General features: G+C 62.1%; 17 protein-coding genes. 7 read left to right on the plus strand and 10 right to left on the minus strand.

The genetic code is table 11. The annotated features are described in order from the left end of the window. Window positions 1-151 precede the first annotated feature (151 nt). Entirely contained in the window at window positions 152-1,594 is a 1,443-nt protein-coding gene (locus F3H98_RS25395) for a GntP family permease (RefSeq protein WP_149763134.1), read from the minus strand. Window positions 1,595-1,597: 3 nt separating this feature from the next. Next, the gene (locus F3H98_RS25400) at window positions 1,598-2,599 is read right to left on the minus strand and encodes a patatin-like phospholipase family protein (RefSeq protein WP_244621888.1); all 1,002 of its coding nucleotides are present in this window, start codon (window positions 2,597-2,599) and stop codon (window positions 1,598-1,600) included. Between the two features lie 544 nt (window positions 2,600-3,143). Here F3H98_RS25400 and ehuB point away from each other — a divergent pair. From ehuB to F3H98_RS25430, 5 genes are read left to right on the plus strand one after another with little or no spacing between them, the layout of a single operon-like run. After that, on the plus strand, window positions 3,144-4,010 hold the full coding sequence (ehuB, locus tag F3H98_RS25410) for an ectoine/hydroxyectoine ABC transporter substrate-binding protein EhuB (protein WP_149763137.1): 867 nt from the start codon (window positions 3,144-3,146) through the stop codon (window positions 4,008-4,010). A gap of 14 nt (window positions 4,011-4,024) precedes the next feature. Beyond that, window positions 4,025-4,684, plus strand: coding sequence for an amino acid ABC transporter permease (locus tag F3H98_RS25415; protein ID WP_149763138.1), 660 nt, complete (start codon window positions 4,025-4,027; stop codon window positions 4,682-4,684). Continuing rightward, window positions 4,674-5,333 carry an amino acid ABC transporter permease gene (locus tag F3H98_RS25420; RefSeq protein WP_149763139.1) on the plus strand — a complete coding sequence of 220 codons (660 nt, stop codon included), beginning with the start codon at window positions 4,674-4,676 and terminating at the stop codon, window positions 5,331-5,333. Before F3H98_RS25415 ends, F3H98_RS25420 begins: the two co-directional genes overlap by 11 nt. A gap of 31 nt (window positions 5,334-5,364) precedes the next feature. Next, a complete protein-coding gene (locus F3H98_RS25425; protein WP_149763140.1) occupies window positions 5,365-6,111 on the plus strand; it encodes an amino acid ABC transporter ATP-binding protein in 747 nt (248 codons plus the stop codon). A gap of 12 nt (window positions 6,112-6,123) precedes the next feature. After that, window positions 6,124-7,176 carry a succinylglutamate desuccinylase/aspartoacylase family protein gene (locus tag F3H98_RS25430; RefSeq protein WP_149763141.1) on the plus strand — a complete coding sequence of 351 codons (1,053 nt, stop codon included), beginning with the start codon at window positions 6,124-6,126 and terminating at the stop codon, window positions 7,174-7,176. Between the two features lie 26 nt (window positions 7,177-7,202). On the opposite strand, the gene F3H98_RS25435 is transcribed toward F3H98_RS25430, so the two are convergent. The 5 genes from F3H98_RS25435 to F3H98_RS25455 all read right to left on the minus strand — a co-directional run bounded on the left by F3H98_RS25435 (window position 7,203) and on the right by F3H98_RS25455 (window position 10,903). Then, window positions 7,203-7,775, minus strand: a complete 573-nt coding sequence (locus F3H98_RS25435; RefSeq protein ID WP_149763142.1) for a GNAT family N-acetyltransferase — start codon at window positions 7,773-7,775, stop codon at window positions 7,203-7,205. Window positions 7,776-8,204: 429 nt separating this feature from the next. Further along, window positions 8,205-8,903, minus strand: coding sequence for a response regulator transcription factor (locus F3H98_RS25440; protein ID WP_149763143.1), 699 nt, complete (start codon window positions 8,901-8,903; stop codon window positions 8,205-8,207). Between the two features lie 117 nt (window positions 8,904-9,020). Further along, window positions 9,021-9,644, minus strand: coding sequence for an acyl-homoserine-lactone synthase (locus F3H98_RS25445; protein ID WP_149763144.1), 624 nt, complete (start codon window positions 9,642-9,644; stop codon window positions 9,021-9,023). A gap of 56 nt (window positions 9,645-9,700) precedes the next feature. Next, complete coding sequence (locus tag F3H98_RS25450) at window positions 9,701-10,429, minus strand: LuxR family transcriptional regulator (RefSeq protein WP_149763145.1); 729 nt, start codon at window positions 10,427-10,429, stop codon at window positions 9,701-9,703. Between the two features lie 204 nt (window positions 10,430-10,633). Next, the gene (locus tag F3H98_RS25455; RefSeq protein WP_149763146.1) at window positions 10,634-10,903 is read right to left on the minus strand and encodes a helix-turn-helix domain-containing protein; all 270 of its coding nucleotides are present in this window, start codon (window positions 10,901-10,903) and stop codon (window positions 10,634-10,636) included. A 258-nt stretch (window positions 10,904-11,161) separates the two neighbouring features. On the opposite strand from F3H98_RS25455, the gene F3H98_RS25460 reads away from it, so the two are divergent. Continuing rightward, window positions 11,162-12,433 carry a threonine synthase gene (locus F3H98_RS25460; RefSeq protein WP_149763147.1) on the plus strand — a complete coding sequence of 424 codons (1,272 nt, stop codon included), beginning with the start codon at window positions 11,162-11,164 and terminating at the stop codon, window positions 12,431-12,433. 27 nt (window positions 12,434-12,460) lie between these two features. Here the strand turns inward: F3H98_RS25460 and F3H98_RS25465 are convergent, their stop codons facing one another. Both F3H98_RS25465 and F3H98_RS25470 read right to left on the minus strand, forming a co-directional pair. Beyond that, window positions 12,461-13,495 carry a PLP-dependent cysteine synthase family protein gene (locus F3H98_RS25465; RefSeq protein WP_149763148.1) on the minus strand — a complete coding sequence of 345 codons (1,035 nt, stop codon included), beginning with the start codon at window positions 13,493-13,495 and terminating at the stop codon, window positions 12,461-12,463. Then, window positions 13,492-14,184, minus strand: coding sequence for a GHMP family kinase ATP-binding protein (locus tag F3H98_RS25470; protein WP_244621889.1), 693 nt, complete (start codon window positions 14,182-14,184; stop codon window positions 13,492-13,494). Before F3H98_RS25470 ends, F3H98_RS25465 begins: the two co-directional genes overlap by 4 nt. Here F3H98_RS25470 and F3H98_RS31895 point away from each other — a divergent pair. Then, a complete protein-coding gene (locus tag F3H98_RS31895; RefSeq protein WP_244621890.1) occupies window positions 14,170-14,631 on the plus strand; it encodes a hypothetical protein in 462 nt (153 codons plus the stop codon). The genes F3H98_RS25470 and F3H98_RS31895 overlap by 15 nt on opposite strands. Here F3H98_RS31895 and F3H98_RS25475 read toward each other — a convergent pair. Continuing rightward, complete coding sequence (locus tag F3H98_RS25475; RefSeq protein ID WP_149763191.1) at window positions 14,628-17,009, minus strand: transketolase; 2,382 nt, start codon at window positions 17,007-17,009, stop codon at window positions 14,628-14,630. The genes F3H98_RS31895 and F3H98_RS25475 overlap by 4 nt on opposite strands. Window positions 17,010-17,115: the final 106 nt, after the last annotated feature.

Here is a 17,115-nt window from a genome sequence, read left to right on the forward strand (position 1 = left end):
ATCGATGCTGGCCTCCTATCCAGCCAGCATCTTGAATCACAAAATCAAACCAACTGGAATCCCTAACGATTCGGTCAAACTCGGAAACGCTCTAGGCGGGCACGTTGACCGCGGCGATGAAGCTGAGCAGGCAGGCGTCTGGATAGTCGTCTCAGAAGGATCCGAGCGCGATCACCGCCACCAGCGCGATGACGGGACCGACGATGCCAACCATGACGATGTCGAGATAGCTCTCCCTATGCGTCGTGCCGCACACCGCAAGCAACGTCACCACCGCTCCATTGTGCGGCAGGCTGTCGAGCGTGCCGGAGCCGATCACCGCTATGCGGTGCATCAGTGCTGGATCGAGCCCGGTCTCGGCGGCGAGCTTCATGTAAGTCGGGCCGAGCGCATCGAGCGCGATGGTGAGGCCGCCCGAGGCCGAGCCAGTGAGCGCGGCAAGGATGTTGGTCGCGATGGCCAGCGAGACCAAAGGCCCGCCCTCGATTCCCAGCACCCAATCGCGCACGATCTCGAAAGCCGGAACCGCTGCAACCACTGCGCCGAAGCCGACCAGGCTGGCGACGCTGAAGATCGGCAGCACCGAAGCGTTGGCGCCGGCGTCCATGGTGGTACGCAGGGTCGGCAGGCGGCCGAAATTGAGCACGACCACCGTGAGGATCGCGGCAGCGAGCGCAACAGCTACCGACCAGACACCGGCGACCACCGAGAGCGAGGTCGATCCCCAGCGATCCTCTGCAAGATACGACACGTCCAGGCGCGGTAGAACCGCGAACGACATGATGAAATTGACGACCACCACCACGATGAGCGGCAGCGCCGCGAACAGGATCGGCGGGCCCTTGTCGGCGTGTTCGCCGTGCCCAATTTCGGCCGGGTCGAAAGCTTGCGCCGTGGTTGCCCGCTCGCGCACGACCGGGTCGTCCGCCGCAGCCTCGACTGAAGTCACCCCTTCCTTGCCGAACCCTTCCCCGGCATGACGGGCGGAGGCCTCGACGCGCTGCAGCCACCATAGGCCGAAGCCCAGCATGATGATCGAGGCGATGATACCAAGGCCCGGCGCCGCAAACGGCGTGGTGCCGAAGAACGGCATGGGGATGGCGTTTTGTATCGAAGGGGTTCCGGGGAGCGCCGACATGGTGAAGGTAGATGTGCCGAGCGCAATTGCCGCCGGCATCAGCCTGCGTGGAATGCTTGCGGCGCGGAACAGCGCCAGCCCCATCGGCGCAATAACGAAGAAGGCGACGAAAAGGCTGACGCCGCCATAGGTGACGAATGCGCCGGCCAGCACCACTGCCAGCATGGCACGGCTCGGGCCGAGCTTCTCGGTCATGAACTGCGCGATGGAGGCGACCGACCCGCTGTCCTCCATCAGCTTGCCGAACAGCGCGCCAAGCAGGAACAGCGGGAAGAACTGTCCGACGAAGCGAGCCGCGCTGCCCATAAAGGTCTGGGTCCAGTGCGCCAGCAGGGGCTCTCCGGCGAAGGCTGCTGCGATGAGGGCGGCCGCAGGCGCCAGCAGGAGCACGCTCCAGCCGCGGAAGGCCAGCGCGATGAGAAGTCCGAGGCCGAGCAGGATGCCGACAAGTCCCATGCGTCAGACGCCCTCGAGCAACATGTCGAGATCGAGCGAGGAAGTCTTGCCGAGGTCGTCGGCGTGCGCGGCAAGGAAAGCGTCGGCCGATTTGCGCCCTTCGTCGCGCAGCATCGTGAGGAAGGCCCATTCGGCGTTGAGCTTGGAAGAATAACCGAGATCGACCATCACATCGCTCGACACGCGATGCATGCGCATGCCGGCCCATTGCGCGCCTTCGCTGTTGCCGGCGTCCGCCACCTGCCGCAGCAGGGCGATCATGCGCAACTCCTTCAGCAGCACTGAATTGAACGACACCTCGTTCAGCCGGTTGAGGATGTCGCGCGCCGAACGCGGCGGGGTGGGGCGCTCGATCGGGTTGATCTGCACCAGTATGGTGTCGCGCGACGTGCATTCGCGCACCAGCGGGGTGATGGTCGGGTTGCCCGAATAGCCGCCGTCCCAATATTCCTCGCCATCGATCTCGATCGCCTGGAACATCGTCGGCAGGCACGCGGAGGCAAGCAACACGTCGGCGGTGATCTCGGAGTTGCGAAACACGCGTCCGCGCCCGGTGCGCACATTGGTGGCGGTAATGAACAGCTTCATGGGAATCGTGGACAGCCGCTCGAAATCTATGAGTTCGATCAATATGTCGCGCAGCGGGTTATTGCCGCCGGGGTTGAGGTCGTAGGGCGAGAACAGACGTGCCGTGATGTCCATCATGACGAACATCGGCGAATGGTCGAGCGTCCAGCGCCCCATCATCGCGTCGAGAGGGCCGCGCTGGAACGGGCTGAAGCGTGCGGCGTCTGAGACCTTCCTCCAGAAGCGCTCCAGCGCAACGCGGGCGCCTTCCGCGCCGCCTTCGGCAAAGCCATCGGCCAGCACGGCAGCGTTCATTGCCCCGGCCGACGTGCCGGAGATGCCGTCGACCTTCAGCCACGCTTCTTCCAGCAGACGGTCAAGTACCCCCCAGGTAAAGGCGCCGTGCGACCCACCGCCCTGCAAGGCAAGGTCGATCATCAGGGGGCCGCGGGGGGAGGGAGAGGTTGCGTCGCCAGATCCTGCTTTAGGCTTGCTGACTGAGGCCGGCATTGCAGTTCGCCTTTGAATGGCTCGAGAAAAACCCGCGAGCGGTTCGCATGAAACTGGCTGTCGAAGCACTAGACGTGCAACGCTGCGCGCACCATATCCCGCCGCCTCAAATCGATCGTTGGTGCTATGCTGCACTGCAAACATGAGGCTGTCGAGGCATAATCTGGCATGGCCAAGCAGTAAAAATTGCACGCCGCCTGTCATAGTGGCGGCGTCACGCGAAGCGCCGCGAGCTGTGACTCGACTGGCGGAGTCCCGCGATGGCGAATGCGTCGCATGCCTGGTCGATGCTGGCACGGTTCATGGCCACGGACCGCGGCTTCGCAAAGTCGAACATAATTATGAACTAAGTCCATATAAAATTCATATTTGTTGACATCTGGATTCACGTCGGCTTATTTGTGCCCCAGCGTCAGCTGCGGAGAAGGTGCGACGGGAAATCGCGTCCTCGTCCGCGACAAGGGAGAGCAGGATGATCAACGTTGTCTGGAAGCCACATCTGCTGGGCTTTGCGGTGGCCGTCCTGGTTGTATGTCTCGGTCCCGCCATGGCCGAGACGACAAAGGAACGTGTCCTGCGCGAGGGCAAGATCGTTATCGGCATCCACAATCGATCACCTTGGGGCTATCGCGACGAGGCGACGGGCGAGCCCACCGGATGGCACCCCGATCTTCTGAAAGCTGCGTTCGCGGAACTGGGCGTCAAGGAGCTCGAAATACAGGTGACGGAATTCGGCGCCCTTGTTCCGGGCCTGCTTGCTGGCCGCTTCGATGCCGTGGCGTCGGGTCTGGCCGTCACGCCCGAACGCTGCCGGCAAGTCTCTTTCGGCGCTCCCGACCTCAAGGTGCCGGATGCCGCCATCGTGTTGTCAGGCAATCCCAAGAAAATTCACGCCTATGCCGATATCGCCAAAAAGTCCGACATCGTCATGGGAGCTGGCCGCGGCAGCGTGGTGGCCAAGAACGCAACGGCTGCTGGCGTGCCACAGGACCGAATGCTTCTGTTCCCGGATATCGAGTCGAATATCTCGGCACTTCGAGCGGGCCGGATTGATGTTGCAGTGCTCTCTTCGCCGACCGTCATCGGTCTGCTTGCCGGCGCCGGCGCTGCCGGCCTCGAACGCGCCGCGCCGTTCACCGTTCAGGAGGGGCAGGCAAACTTCGCCGCAATCGCGTTTCGCCACGAGGACGAGGACCTGCGGGCGCTCTATGACGAGCGGCTGGCCCAGCTCAAGGTGGGCGGCACGCTGGCGGAGATCATGCGCAAATATGGCTTCGGCGAACCCGAAACCGTTCCCGACACGGTAACCGCAGAGAAGCTCTGCGGTGAAAATCGCTAGTCCGGCCACGCCCCATGAGCCTCCTCGACATCTGGCTTGGCATTCTGCAGGGCCTTGGGACCACGGCAAAGGTGACGGGCTACGGTCTGATATTTGCCGTTCCCTTTGCGCTGATCTTCGGCGTTGCCCAATATCTGACGACCGGCGTCACGCGGTTTTTTATCACCGCTGTCATCGAGTTCTGGCGAAGCTCCGCCGTCATCATCCTGCTTTTCGTCTTCTACTATGCGCTGCCCATCGTCGGCGTCACGCTCTCAGCTATGACCGTCAGCGCCATGGTGCTAGGGCTGAACGCAGGCGGCTATGCGAGCCAAGCCGTGCGGGCCGGACTGCAGGCGCTCGAACGCGGCCAAAAAGAGGCGGGCATGGCGCTGGGACTTTCTCGCCCCGCCATCCTCGTCCTGATCGAGCTCCCCCAGGCGCTGGTTGCGATGAGCCCGACCTTCATCAACCAGATCATGCAGTTGGTAAAGGCGACGGCGCTGGTTTCGCTGGTCACGCTGACAGACATGACGTTCCGCGCCAAGGAGATCGCGCAGACCGAGTACAAGCCCGTCATGATCTACACATCGCTGCTGCTCGCGTTCTTCGTGGTTTGTTATCCGATCGCACTTCTTGGCAGGTGGGTGGAGGCGAGGGTCAAACCCGGAAGGGGATCGCCGCATGGGGTTTGATCCGGAATTTGCGCTTTCGACAGTACCGACGATCCTCGGCGCAATCGGCACGACCTTGCTTGTTGCGATCTCAAGCGGCCTCGGCGCCTCAGCCCTTGGGTTCTGCTTCGAGATGGTGCGGCGCGGCGGCGGCACGGCCGGGCTGATCACGCGCTTTCTGATCGACTTCATTCGCTCCACGCCGGTGCTGGCATGGCTTTACTTCCTTTATTTCGTGCTGCCGTTCTACGGCATCCGGCTCGGCGCGATGAGCGTCGGGGTCATCGGCCTCAGCCTCTATTTCAGCGGCTATCTGGCGGAGGTGTTCAAGGCCGGGATCGACGCCATACCGAAAGGCCAGCAGGAGGCGGCCAAGGCGCTGTCGCTCGGCCGCCTCGACACGATCGTCTTTGTCATCGCGCCCCAGATGCTGCGCAACATCGCAGCACCCATGGGCAACTACTTTGTGTCGATTCTGAAGGCGACACCTTATCTCGCCGTGCTCGCGGTTCCCGAAATGCTTGGACGTGCCTTCGACGTCGCATCGGAAACCTATCGTTATGCCGAACCGTTGACGGTGGCCGGTATTCTGTTCCTGGCGCTGGCACTTGTCATCTCCCGGGCCGTCAAACGCCTCGAACTGCGCCTGTTCAAAGACAGCAGCCACTAGACAGCCATCGCGCCAGGAGCCCCAGCAATCGATGCAAGACCTCCCCAAAACCGCCGTTCAGATCCGCACGCTCAACAAGTGGTATGGCGCTTTCCACGTTCTCAAGAACATCGATCTCCATGTCCAGCGTGGCTCCCGTGTTGTCGTGTGCGGTCCATCGGGATCGGGCAAATCGACCCTCATCCGGTGCATCAATGGACTGGAAGCCTATCAAGACGGCGCAATCCTGCTCGGCGGAACGATGTTGGGCAGCCAGGCAAAAGCCACAGCTCTTGCCCGCCGCCAAACCGGAATGGTGTTCCAGGGCTTCAATCTGTTTCCGCACCTCACCGTTCTATCCAACTGCACTCTGGCGTTGCGAAGGGTGCTGGGCAAGAGCCGCAAGGAAGCCGAGGACCTTGCGCTTCACCATCTGCGCAAGGTCAAGATTCCGGAACAGGCGCACAAATATCCCGCCCAGCTGTCAGGCGGACAGCAACAGCGCGTGGCGATCGCGCGAGCGATGTGCCTCAGTCCGCGTGTCATGCTGTTTGACGAACCCACGTCCGCGCTGGACCCCGAAATGATCAAGGAGGTGCTCGACGTAATGATCGGACTGGCGCAGGACGGCATGACAATGCTGTGTGTCACCCACGAGATGGGTTTTGCTCGCGAGGTCGCCGATCAGGTCGTGTTCATGGACGAGGGCCGCATCATCGAACAGGCGTCGCCCAAGGCCTTCTTCGGCGGCGCCGTTCATCCGCGCGCCCGCATGTTCCTGGAAACCATCCTGCACTGAGGCATCACCGCGATGGTAAGCGCGACACGGATCTGGACCCCGGTCGATTTCGACGCCGACGGCAAGCAGTGCGAGTGGCTGAGACTGCCTTTTTCTTCCGACCTGTCCGCCTACGGTTTCGTTCCAATCCCGGTTGTCTGCATCAAGAACGGCGAAGGCCCCACCGCACTCCTGATCGCCGGCAATCATGGCGATGAATATGAAGGCCAGGTCGCGTTGGGCAAGTTGGCGCGCCAGACCGAAGTTCACGAGGTCCAGGGGCGCCTCATCATCCTACCCGCGCTGAACTTCCCGGCCGTGGAAGCCGGTCGACGGGTCTCGCCGCTGGACGGAGGCAATCTCAACCGGATGTTTCCCGGCGACGCAGCAGGTTCACCGACGCAGATGATCGCGCATTATGTCAGCGACGTTCTCTTGCCCATGGCAGATCTGGTGATCGACCTCCATTCCGGTGGCCGCTCCTTGCACTACCTGCCCTGCGCTTTGGTGCGACCTGGCAAAACCGATGCGGAGACCGCCGAACTGATCGATCTCATCAATGCGTTCGGCGCGCCGATCACGTCGATCAGCGACGGCTCGGGCGGCGGCGGTGCAACGACCTTGTCCTCGGTCGCCCACAAGCTGGGCGTTGCAATCCTGACCACCGAACTTGGTGGTGGCGCCACCTTGTCGCGCGAGGGCCAGCGTCTGGCCGAGCAAGGCCTCGCCCGCGTGTTGAGGCACTATGGCCTCCTGCCACGCACCGTGCCGGTGGCGGGGTCCCGCACCCGGCTGATGAAGGTCGATGGCGTGGACGCGTTCACCTACGCCACCCACAAGGGGATCTTCGAACCCGCAGCAGAACTCGGCGAGATGGTGGCGCCCGGTCAACTGGCCGGCGTCATCCATCCGATAGACTGGCCGTTGCGGCCTGCCGAACCCATTCATTTTCGGCAGTCGGGCATGGTCGCCTGCCGGCGGGCGCCGTCGCTCACCCTGCCAGGGGACTGCCTTTTCAAACTCATGGTCGATGCCGGCGCCGACAGCCCGTTTCGCGTGCACCGTGCAGCGGCCACGCATTCATAAGAAATCGAGGGGAGGGCGCCACGCAGCTAACCGCCGCCGCTGTCTTGCGGTTCGGCAATCTTGTCGATCGCACAGATCATCACGCGCTCGCGGCCGATCCGCCCCTGGAAGATGGTGCCGGTGGGCTGAAAGCCGCAGCGCAGATAAAGTACGCTCGCGTCCGGATTGTCGGCATTGACGGTGAGCATCACATGGGAAATCGTCGGGCGCTCGGCCTTGATCCACTGACCGGCCAAACGCAAGGCACAAGCGCCAAACCCGCGGCGCTGAAAGGGCTTGCTCACGCGCAAGCTGTGCAGCGTGATCGTTTCGTCCAGTGCCCAGACCGGGCGTGCCGGGCCTTCGCGTAGCACCAAGAACCCGACCACAGCCTGATCGGCGACAAGGCAGAAAGGATGCAGGGCGGCCGGGTGGGCGCTGGCGTCCAGAGCGTGGAAGATGTCGTCGAGGCTGCCACCTGCGAAGCGTTGCTGTTCGGCGTCGAGCTCTATGGCGTCGACGACCTGCCGTTCCGAAAATGTGAGGGGTCTCAAGTAAACAGCCATCGCGGCAGTGTCCGCGGCCGCCGTGAAATGACAAATGGAGCGGTCGTCCGTCAACCTAAATGCCCGATCTTCATACGCCTATCCCGGAATTTCGGGATGAACGCTCGGGTCGCTGGTACAGCGTGACGACACCCGCCGGGGAGGGCGGAGCGGCTGCGCCGGGCGCAAGGTACCATGCCGCTCTCTGGCAGCAGCGCACTCGGTCGAGGCGGGTGTGGCCATGGTGATGGAAGGCATCGGCGTGTCGATCATGCCGGCTGTGATCGCAATCTGCTCGCCTCCGGGTGGGCGGCGGTCATGCGGCCGCTATCGCCGCCGCTGTGGGATGACTACGCCATCACAACGCTGCGCGAGGCGCAGCTTCGCGGCGCACGCTGGTGTTCATCGACCTGCTGCAGGAAAGATTGGATGGAAACGGCGTCCTCACCAAAAGATTTTGAACATCGCCAACACCGAACGTGTGCTGCAGATGTCATCACGTCCTCACCAATGGGGCGCAAATGAATAGCCCGCCGATCGGACTGTGCGAATGACATCCCTTCCGAGGGCCTTTTTCAACGTCTTCCTGAGCTTCGCGATGTGCACGTCGACGCTGCGCAGGTCCGCATCGGTGGCATGCTCGGGCCAGGCGGCCTCGATCAAGTCCTCGCGGGAAAAAACGATGCCGGGGCGTGCCATCAGGTGCCGCAGCAATTTGAACTCGATGGGGGGCATGGCGATCCAGACATCCTGGAAGAAGACGCGATAGCCGCGCCGCTCCAACCGGAAATCGCCGAACACAAGGTCGCCTGCAGTCGTTTCGATGGACGCGTCCCTGGCGCTGACCTTGGCATTCAGCCAGGAAAGGAGTTTTTCCGGCGCAAATGGCCGCGAGAAAGTTTCGTCGACGCCGGCCTTGATGAGATCGACATGCAGCAAGCCGGCGCTGGGCGCGATGAGTGCCGCAACTGGGATGTTGCGTGTGGTAGGGTCCGACTTAAGGCGTTGGCACGTCAGAGCCGTCGAGGCATCGTCGGGCTGACAATCCATGACGACCGCAGCGGGCCTCTGCTCGGCGGCGATTGGCAATGTCTCCTGCTCGTTGTGGACCAGCCGGGTTTCGAAGCCAGCAACCGCCAGGATATGGCCAAAGATCAGGAAAAAATCGGGATCCTGCGAGTAGATCAGGATTGTCGGACTCATGCGTTGGTCAACTTGCAGCGCTCCCATCCGAGACTGACTAACGCGGCAGCGGCAGCGGTGGCAATATGCTGTGTCCGTTCAAGGTCGACGCAGGACCCGGCCGCCTGTCACCTAGGTTCAGCCGGCGTCGCGCTCATCCGCAAGGACGGACCCACGAATTCCATAGGCGCGACGCGTGCTTTCGAGGGCTTGCCAGTTGGCATCGATCAACAACGCGACAATGTCGCCGTCGGGATGGGCAAGCACGTCGCCAAGCTCGGTGAGCGTCCAGCCGAGCGAGCGCAACCGTTCCGGCCAGAAGGCTTCGCACACAACGCTGATCTGCCGGATCTGCAGCCTAAGCGCCACCTCGAGCAGGCCGCACAAAATGAAGCCCGCGACCGGGGAGGGTTTGCCGCGGCGCCGCATGGCGGGAACGACAAAAAACCGCGTCCATTCGAAGATATCGGCAGCACTCGGCAGCTTGCCGCGCACCAGCGCCGGGAACACCTCGCTCATGAGGTGGGGCTCCGACGTTGGGACGAGGCGCGAGCCGCCAACAATCCTGGCGCTATCGTCCAATGCGAGGAGATAGATGGCGTGCTGGGTGTCGTAGGCATCGATCTCGATATCGATGGGCCGGGCGAGCGCTTTCCACTTGCGCTGCTTCACATAAATGTCGTGCCGGATGCGAAAATGGCGTTCCAAGAGTCTCTTGTAGCGCATCCTGTTCGACCAGGTGACGATATGCACACGAACCATGCGCACAGTTCGTAGAACGGTGGTTTTTGAGGCACTATCCCTGTAAATCGGGATTGCTAAATCTGGATTTCCTGGCGTCTCAACGCCTTGACGATAGCGTGCGCCACGTTGATCGCATCAAGCTTGTCACGAATGTTGCGTTGGTGGCTTTCCACCGTGTTTCTGGTGATCCCGAGGATGCATGCGATGTCATCCGCCACCTTGCCGCCCGCACTCCACTGGAGAATCTCGCGCTCGCGCGGCGTCAACAGCGGGCCTTGCTCGACCCTGTCCTTCTCTTCCAATCCGCCGAGGATCCTGAATGTGTGCACACAAAGCGTTTCGATCAGGCAGAACGATGCGGGTGGGACCTCAATGCGGTCGCTCGCGGCGGTGACGACGGCCGGGCCGCACAGCGGCGTGTGGATAGGAACGCAAATGCCGTCTTTCATGCCGAATTCGGCTGCCTCCTCCATCACCCGCCTTCCGCGCGCCGTCATGCGACGTTCAGGCAGTTGGCGCCACAGGAACGGGCGGGCCATATGTCGGGACCACGCAGCGCACGGATCGTGCAAGAAGTGGCCCTGTTTAAGGTAGCGCAGATACCATTCACGGGGCCAGGCGTCGCACAGGATTTCCCGATGCCACTGCTTGTCGTGCGGCACCGGCAATCCGGTAATCAAAAAATGGCGAAATCCGTAGCGTTCCAGAGCCGATTGGAACGCTTGCAAAGCTGCCTCCGAAGAGCGCGCCGCATCAACCTTCGAGATCGCCGCAGCAAGCTCCAAGAAAGTTTCGTCTTCCATGTGCATGCTTCGACGTGCTCACGACGTCCCCTTCAACCACAAAGCGAAACCTTAAGATGCCCGCGCGGCGAACATCAATATATCCAGGGTCGAATGTTTACCAAACGAGTCGGCTAATATTTTGAAGGACTGCATTTTGGGCAACGGGCAAGCCGAAAGAAGCTGTTCCTCCGCCGTTGCTTCCTGTCCACGACATCGCGAGTTCTATTGGTCAGATTGATCTTGTGCGCGGCTTTTCCCGACCTGGCCACGTTTCGCGTCACCTGAGGGGTCGGTGATCAGCTCATACGGCTCGACCTCCAAAGCTTTCGCCAGGATTTCCAGTGTGTCCAAGGTCGCGTTGCGCCGTCCAGCTTCCACGCTGCTGATATAGGCCCGCGTCCGCTGAGCAAGAAAAGACAGCTGCTCCTGCGACAGCTTCCTTTCCCTGCGCAGCCGCTGCACGTTAAGGCCGAACACGCCGCGAAGCTTCATCCAACGATGGATGCGACGATGTTCACTATAGGACGACACACTATAGTGAACATTTTGCATTGACAGGGTTGCCGTCCAATGTTTGAAACAACCTGCGGGTGAACAGTTTCTTCAACACAGGACGAGCCGTGGGAAGCCGGTCTTGTTACGCCCTCATGCTCAAGGCATCTCGCCAAAAGCCGATGGTGACGCCGTGGTTGGACAAATGGCGCAGGATCACCCGGCGCCCCTTGGAACGCAAAGGCGATTGGAGACGCCATGACGAAAATTGAAGGTTTCTCCTGCATCCGCTGTGGCGCGACCTATCCCGGTGACATCGACATCGATTCAAGGGGATGCCCGGCCTGTCAGGCGGCAGCGCCCGCCAATCTCCAGCCGATCTATGCCCGAAAGCCGTACGTCTCACCGGACAGCGCGGTCGGTGGGGCGGCGGGGAAATCGCTGTGGCGTTTTGCCAGCATGCTGCCTTGCTCGGCTGAAGAGGCCGTCTCGCTTGGTGAGGGCCAAACACCGCTTATTGCGGCGGCACGGATGGGACGCTTGCTCGGAACCCCGAAGCTTTCGATCAAGGATGAAGGCCGCAATCCAACCTGGTCACACAAGGATCGCTTTTCCACCGTCGCGGTCTCGGTTGCCCGTGCCCGCGGCGCACGCGTGGTGGCAACAGCGTCATCTGGCAATGCAGGGGCCTCGCTTGCCGCTTATGCAGCCCGTGCCGGCCTCGACTGCGTGGTGGCGACATTCGCCGGCTCCGCGGGGCCAATGCTGTCGCAGATCAGAAAATATGGCGCCACGGTGCTGCCCCTCGTCAACAAGCGCGACAGGTGGACATTGCTTCAGCAGGCGGTATCTCGCTTCGGCTGGTTCGTCACCTCGCCCTATCATGCGCCGGTGGTGGGCAGTCATCCTTTGGGGATCGAAGGCTACAAGACCATCGCCTACGAGATCGTCGAACAGTCAGATGGTCGCGCGCCGAACTGGTGTGTCGTGCCGGTCTGCTATGGCGACGCGCTTGCCGGGCTGTGGTCGGGCTTCAAGGACCTGTACGATGCCGGCGTAATTGATCGCTTGCCCAGGCTTGTCGCGGCGGAGGTGCACGGATCGCTGGCGGATGCTCTGGCCCATGGTCTGGACCACCTCGAAGAGCGCGACATCCAGTTTGATACGCTCGCCGTGTCGATCGGGACACCGCGCAGCGCCTACCAGGCCTTGAAGGCATTGCGCGAATCGTCCGGCCATGCCGTTCCGGTCACCAATGACGGGCTGGTGGAGATGCAGCAGCGTCTGGCGCGCAGCGAAGGGATCTTTGCCGAGCTTGCCTCGGTGACGCCCTGCGTCGCGATCGAAAACCTGCGCAAACGCAACGTCATTTCGCCCGATGATCATGTCGTGGCAATTGTCACAGCCAGCGGGTTGAAGGATCTGGACCGCTCGGTCGACCCTGATCAGCACAGCGAGGTTTTTCAGACAACCGACGATGCATGGCGCTGGCTGAATGGACAAAAGCAGGTGCAGCAGCGCGCCAGTTGACGGACGCTACGCTTGATTGGCGAATTCTCACCGCAGCGATTGTGTCGCCAAGACGTCATCCAGGCTTCGTCGTTGCCACGAAAATCGCGTCCATTCGGATTCGGTAGCAGGCATGATCCTGGAAAGCGTCGTCGGGACGGACGGTTGCTCGCAGGGCCAGCCAGGAAGAGCTGCAAGCCATTGATCGTTGTAGACCGTGTCGGCGTGACGGTGCCCTTCGTCCGGCATGATCACCGCCACCTGCGCGTCGGGATAGGTCTTTGCAACCCATTGCGCAACGAGCGCCGCCGCGCCGCTGGTCGGACCTTGAAACAGGCCATGCAGCCGCAAAAGTTGGTGCGCCGCCATATAGGCGGGATAGGCGCCGACCCAATGGATTTCGTCGATGAGGTCGTGGCGGACATTTGCCGGCAGGACGCTGTTGCCCAGGCCGCGCAACATCCGTTTTCCTGCCGGCTGCCCGAACAGAATGCTGCGGTGCGTGTCGACGGCGACGATCTTGAGGTCCGGAAACAGCGTGCGAAGAAACGTGCCCGTGCCGCAAAGGGAACCGCCCGTGCCGATGCACCCGACAAGGCAATCGACCTTTCCCATTGCCCGGACCAGGAACTCGGCCAGGCGCGCGTAGGCAAGCCAGTTTCTCGGACTGTCATATTGTCGGGTCCAGAAGCATTCGGGATCGCTCATCAGAATCGTCTGCAGACAGTCGAGACGACCGGGCTGATTGCCGTCGCCGCGCGGGTCGTCGATGGCAATAACCGTGGCGCCTATGCGCTCGAGCCTGGCCTTGTATGTCGCGTCAATCAGACTTGAGGCAGTAACGAGCGTGAGGAGATAGCCGCGCGCCGCCGCAAGAAGCGCCAAAGCCATTCCGAATGTGCCCGAGGTCGTCTCCACGATATGGGCGCCGGCCTTGAGTTCCCCACATGCCTCGGCGCGATCCAGGATGTAGCGCGCCGGCATCAGTTTCATCAGCGGGAAGGCTGCAGCCACCAGATTGTGCGACAGACGTGCAAGGCGAGGGGTCTCGAGCGCCCTGAAGTAGTCGACATGCCCGCTCATCGCCCTGCCTCTTCATTGACGCGGTGGATTTCGACATCCTTGAAACCGATGTCGCTTGCCGCCTCGGCTATCGCCGTGGCTTTCTGATGCGCGCCCTTCTCCGAAAGGTCCAGGATGATGCCGATGAGCGAACCGCTGTGGGCGACTTGCACGCCGCAGGCGCCATTGCGGTTCGCGATATCGAGAGCGATATTGAAATGTTGCTTGGGCAGGTGGTGTTGGCTGATCTGCGCGCTTATCGTGGCGGCACGCCCGAGAAGGTAAGGGTCCTGGAGGCGAACTGCCCGGGATGCCAGCCCCCGCAAGACACGGAACAGCTGGATTTCTTCGCTGCTGTAGCGTGCTGGCGTCAGGCGCAACGTATCGATCGGCTGCCCGCCATTGGCTTTGAAACCGACCACGAGCAGGGCTGGAAGGGCTCCGCCGAGTTCTTCAACGACGATGCCCTCACGTTGCGCAAACAGGACCGCCTGATCCTCGTAGGCAATCGCATCGCTTGCGCCTTCGGCCGCGACGGCAATACGGCTGACGCTCGATGCTCGAAGCTTGACATCATAGGCGGCAGCTGTGGCGCGGATTGACGCGACGACGTCAGCGGTCGATGATCCGTAGCCATGGCCGACCGGAATGGCACTGGCGATCGAAAGCGCGCCACCGGCGCCAGGAAAACCCAGATGCGCAAGCGTCAACCGCGCTGCTTCGGCAGCTTTGGTTCTGTGCTGGGGTCGAACACGCACAGCAGCGGCATTCGTCCTTGTGAAGGTCGCTTCCGATTGGAGGCGGGCGAGCGGAAGCGTCACCAATGCGCGATGCAGGCGGCCGTTATCGTCCTCAAAGACACCCTGAACAAGCTCGCCGTGATGGGCAATGGCCCGCCCCGTCCCAATGCGGGTTGCCGGCCCGCCGGTCGGCGGCGGTTCGGGTCTTTGCGCAACGTCGCCGGCACCGGTCACCTTCGTCCCCGTCACGACACCTTGTCGTTGGAAGGAACCGTGACTCGGGTCGGCCCGGCGCGTCACTCACGGAAGATCGGGATTGACGCGTTTAAAGGGGAAAGCGCGAGCGCCGCGCCGGTCGCGCGATCATCAACATCGCAGGGCAAGAACAGGTCGCGAAGGGCGTCGATGCGGCCCTAGGTACCATATCCCAAAAGTCCGATGGGCTTGCCCGGCGACGCCGATTGAGCTGCAGCAATGATACCGTCCGTATCGATGCCATAGTGGCGGTAGAGGTCGGCGATGGTGCCGGTCTGACCGAAATGTTCGACGCCGAGCGCACGCGTGCGATGGCCATACACCGATCCAATCCAGGCAAGTGTGGCGGGATGTCCGTCGAGCACCGTGATGATCGTGCAACTGGCTGGCAGACCCTTCAACAGCCGCTCGACATGACTGTCCGCCCCAGGAACACCATATTGGCGCGCACGCGATGCCGCCGACCAGCCGGCATTGAGGCGATCGGCGGAGGTGACGGCCAACAGGCCGATGTCGCGCCGGTCGCTCGCCATCAGTCCGACGGCGTTGATGGCCTCCGGTGCGAGCGCGCCCGAATAAGCGACAACAATCTCCGCGTTCGGGCCAGGCTTTCGCATCCAATAGCCGCCGTCGACAATGTCGCGCGCCAGCGTATCGTCGACCTGACGTTTGGGCTGGTCGATGGTGCGGGTCGAAAGCCTGAGATAGACGGCGCCCCCGGTCTTGTCGCGCAGCCAGCTTCGTGGATCTGGTTCGGCATCGCCGGACCGCTGGATATACGCGAAGGCCCAGCGAAGGATTATGGCCAGCTCATCGACGTAAGCCGGCTCAAAAGCGGCCAGGCCGTCTTGCGCCATGCCGATCAATGGCGTGGCGATGGACTGATGCGCGCCGCCTTCCGGGGCCAGCGTGACGCCCGATGGCGTCGCGGCCAGGATGAAGCGCGCATCCTGGTAACAGGCATAGTTCAAGGCGTCGAGGCCACGCTCGATGAAGGGGTCGTACAGGGTTCCGACCGGAAGCAGCCGCTCGCCGTGGATCGAATGCGAAAGCCCCAGTGCCGAGAGCATGACGAACAGGTTCATCTCGGCGATGCCGAGCTCGATATGCTGCCCTTGAGGCGAAAAGGTCCAATTGAAGGTGGACGGGATCTTCTCAGCCTTGAAGACGTCGGCCATCGCCTCGCGTGCGAACAGCCCGCGCCGGTTGACCCAGGCGCCAAGGTTGGTCGAGACGGTCACGTCCGGCGACGTCGTCACCACGCGGCTGGCGAATTCGCCATCCGACTTTCCGATCTCGTGCATCAGCAGGCCGAAGCCCTGTTGCGTCGACATGGCTGGCTGGTTCGCGAACGATATGTGTTCGGGAACTGGAACGATGGGCGCCGTGTAGCGCCTGTGACCTTCCTGGATGAAGGGCACCTTTGCCAGGAAGGATCGGATCGCCTGCTCGTCGCTGGCCAGCCCCTCGAACGCGTCCCACTCATGTTCCGCACGCACATTCATGCGCTTGCGCAGCATCTCCACCTGGCTCGGTGTCATCAACCCCGCATGGTTGTCCTTGTGGCCAGCCAACGGCAGGCCGAAACCCTTGATCGTGTAGGCGATGAAACAGGTCGGGCGGTCATGGCGACGCGCCGCCTCGAAGGCCTCGATGATGGAAGGCAGGTCGTGGCCGCCCAGATTGGCCATCAGCCTGGCGAGTTCTTCGTCGCTGCGCTGTTCGATCAGTTGCGAGACCGGCCCCTGGTCGCCCAGATCGTCCATAAGACGCTTGCGCCATGCCGCTCCGCCTTGAAATGTCAGCGCCGAATAAAGCTGGTTCGGGCAGGCATCGATCCACTGGCGCAGCTTGTCGCCGCCCTCTTCCTGGAAGGCGGCACGTTGCAAGGTGCCGTGCTTCAGGATGACGACATCCCAGCCGAAATTGCGAAAAATGGATTCGAAACGCTGCCACAGTCCCTCGCGCACGACCGCGTCGAGGCTCTGGCGGTTGTAGTCGACAATCCACCAGGTGTTGCGAAGGCCATGTTTCCAGCCTTCCAGCAGCGCTTCAAAAATGTTGCCCTCGTCCATCTCGGCGTCGCCGATCAGCGCAACCATCCGGCCTTCTGGCCGATCCGTGCGCCAACCCTTGGCACGCGTGTAGTCCTGCGCCAGCGACGAGAACAACGTCTGCGCCACGCCCAGTCCTACCGAACCGGTCGAGAAGTCGACGTCATCGCCATCCTTGGTCCGCGAGGGATAGGACTGGGCGCCGTGATAACCGCGAAAGTTTTGCAGCTTCTCCAGCGTCTGGTGGCCGAACAGATACTGGATGGCATGAAAGATCGGGCTGGCATGCGGCTTGACGGCGATGCGGTCCTGCGGGCGCAGCACGTGAAAATAAAGCGCCGTCATGAGGGTCGCCAGTGAGGCCGAGGAAGCCTGATGGCCGCCGACCTTGAGGCCGTCGCCGCTGTCGCGCAGATGATTGGCGTGGTGGATCATCCACGTGGCCAGCCACAGCACCTTGCGTTCGAGGTCGGAAAGAATGGTCATGTCTGGTGTCATCTCAAGCATCCCGATTCATGCGACCGTATCTTTCATAAAGACGCATTTGTGCCTAATCTCGGCTACGCTACAGTCACAAATTGGCTAAACAAGC

The sequence above is a fragment of the Neomesorhizobium albiziae genome, from assembly GCF_900114255.1.
In the GTDB taxonomy this organism is placed as follows: domain Bacteria; phylum Pseudomonadota; class Alphaproteobacteria; order Rhizobiales; family Rhizobiaceae; genus Neomesorhizobium; species Neomesorhizobium albiziae.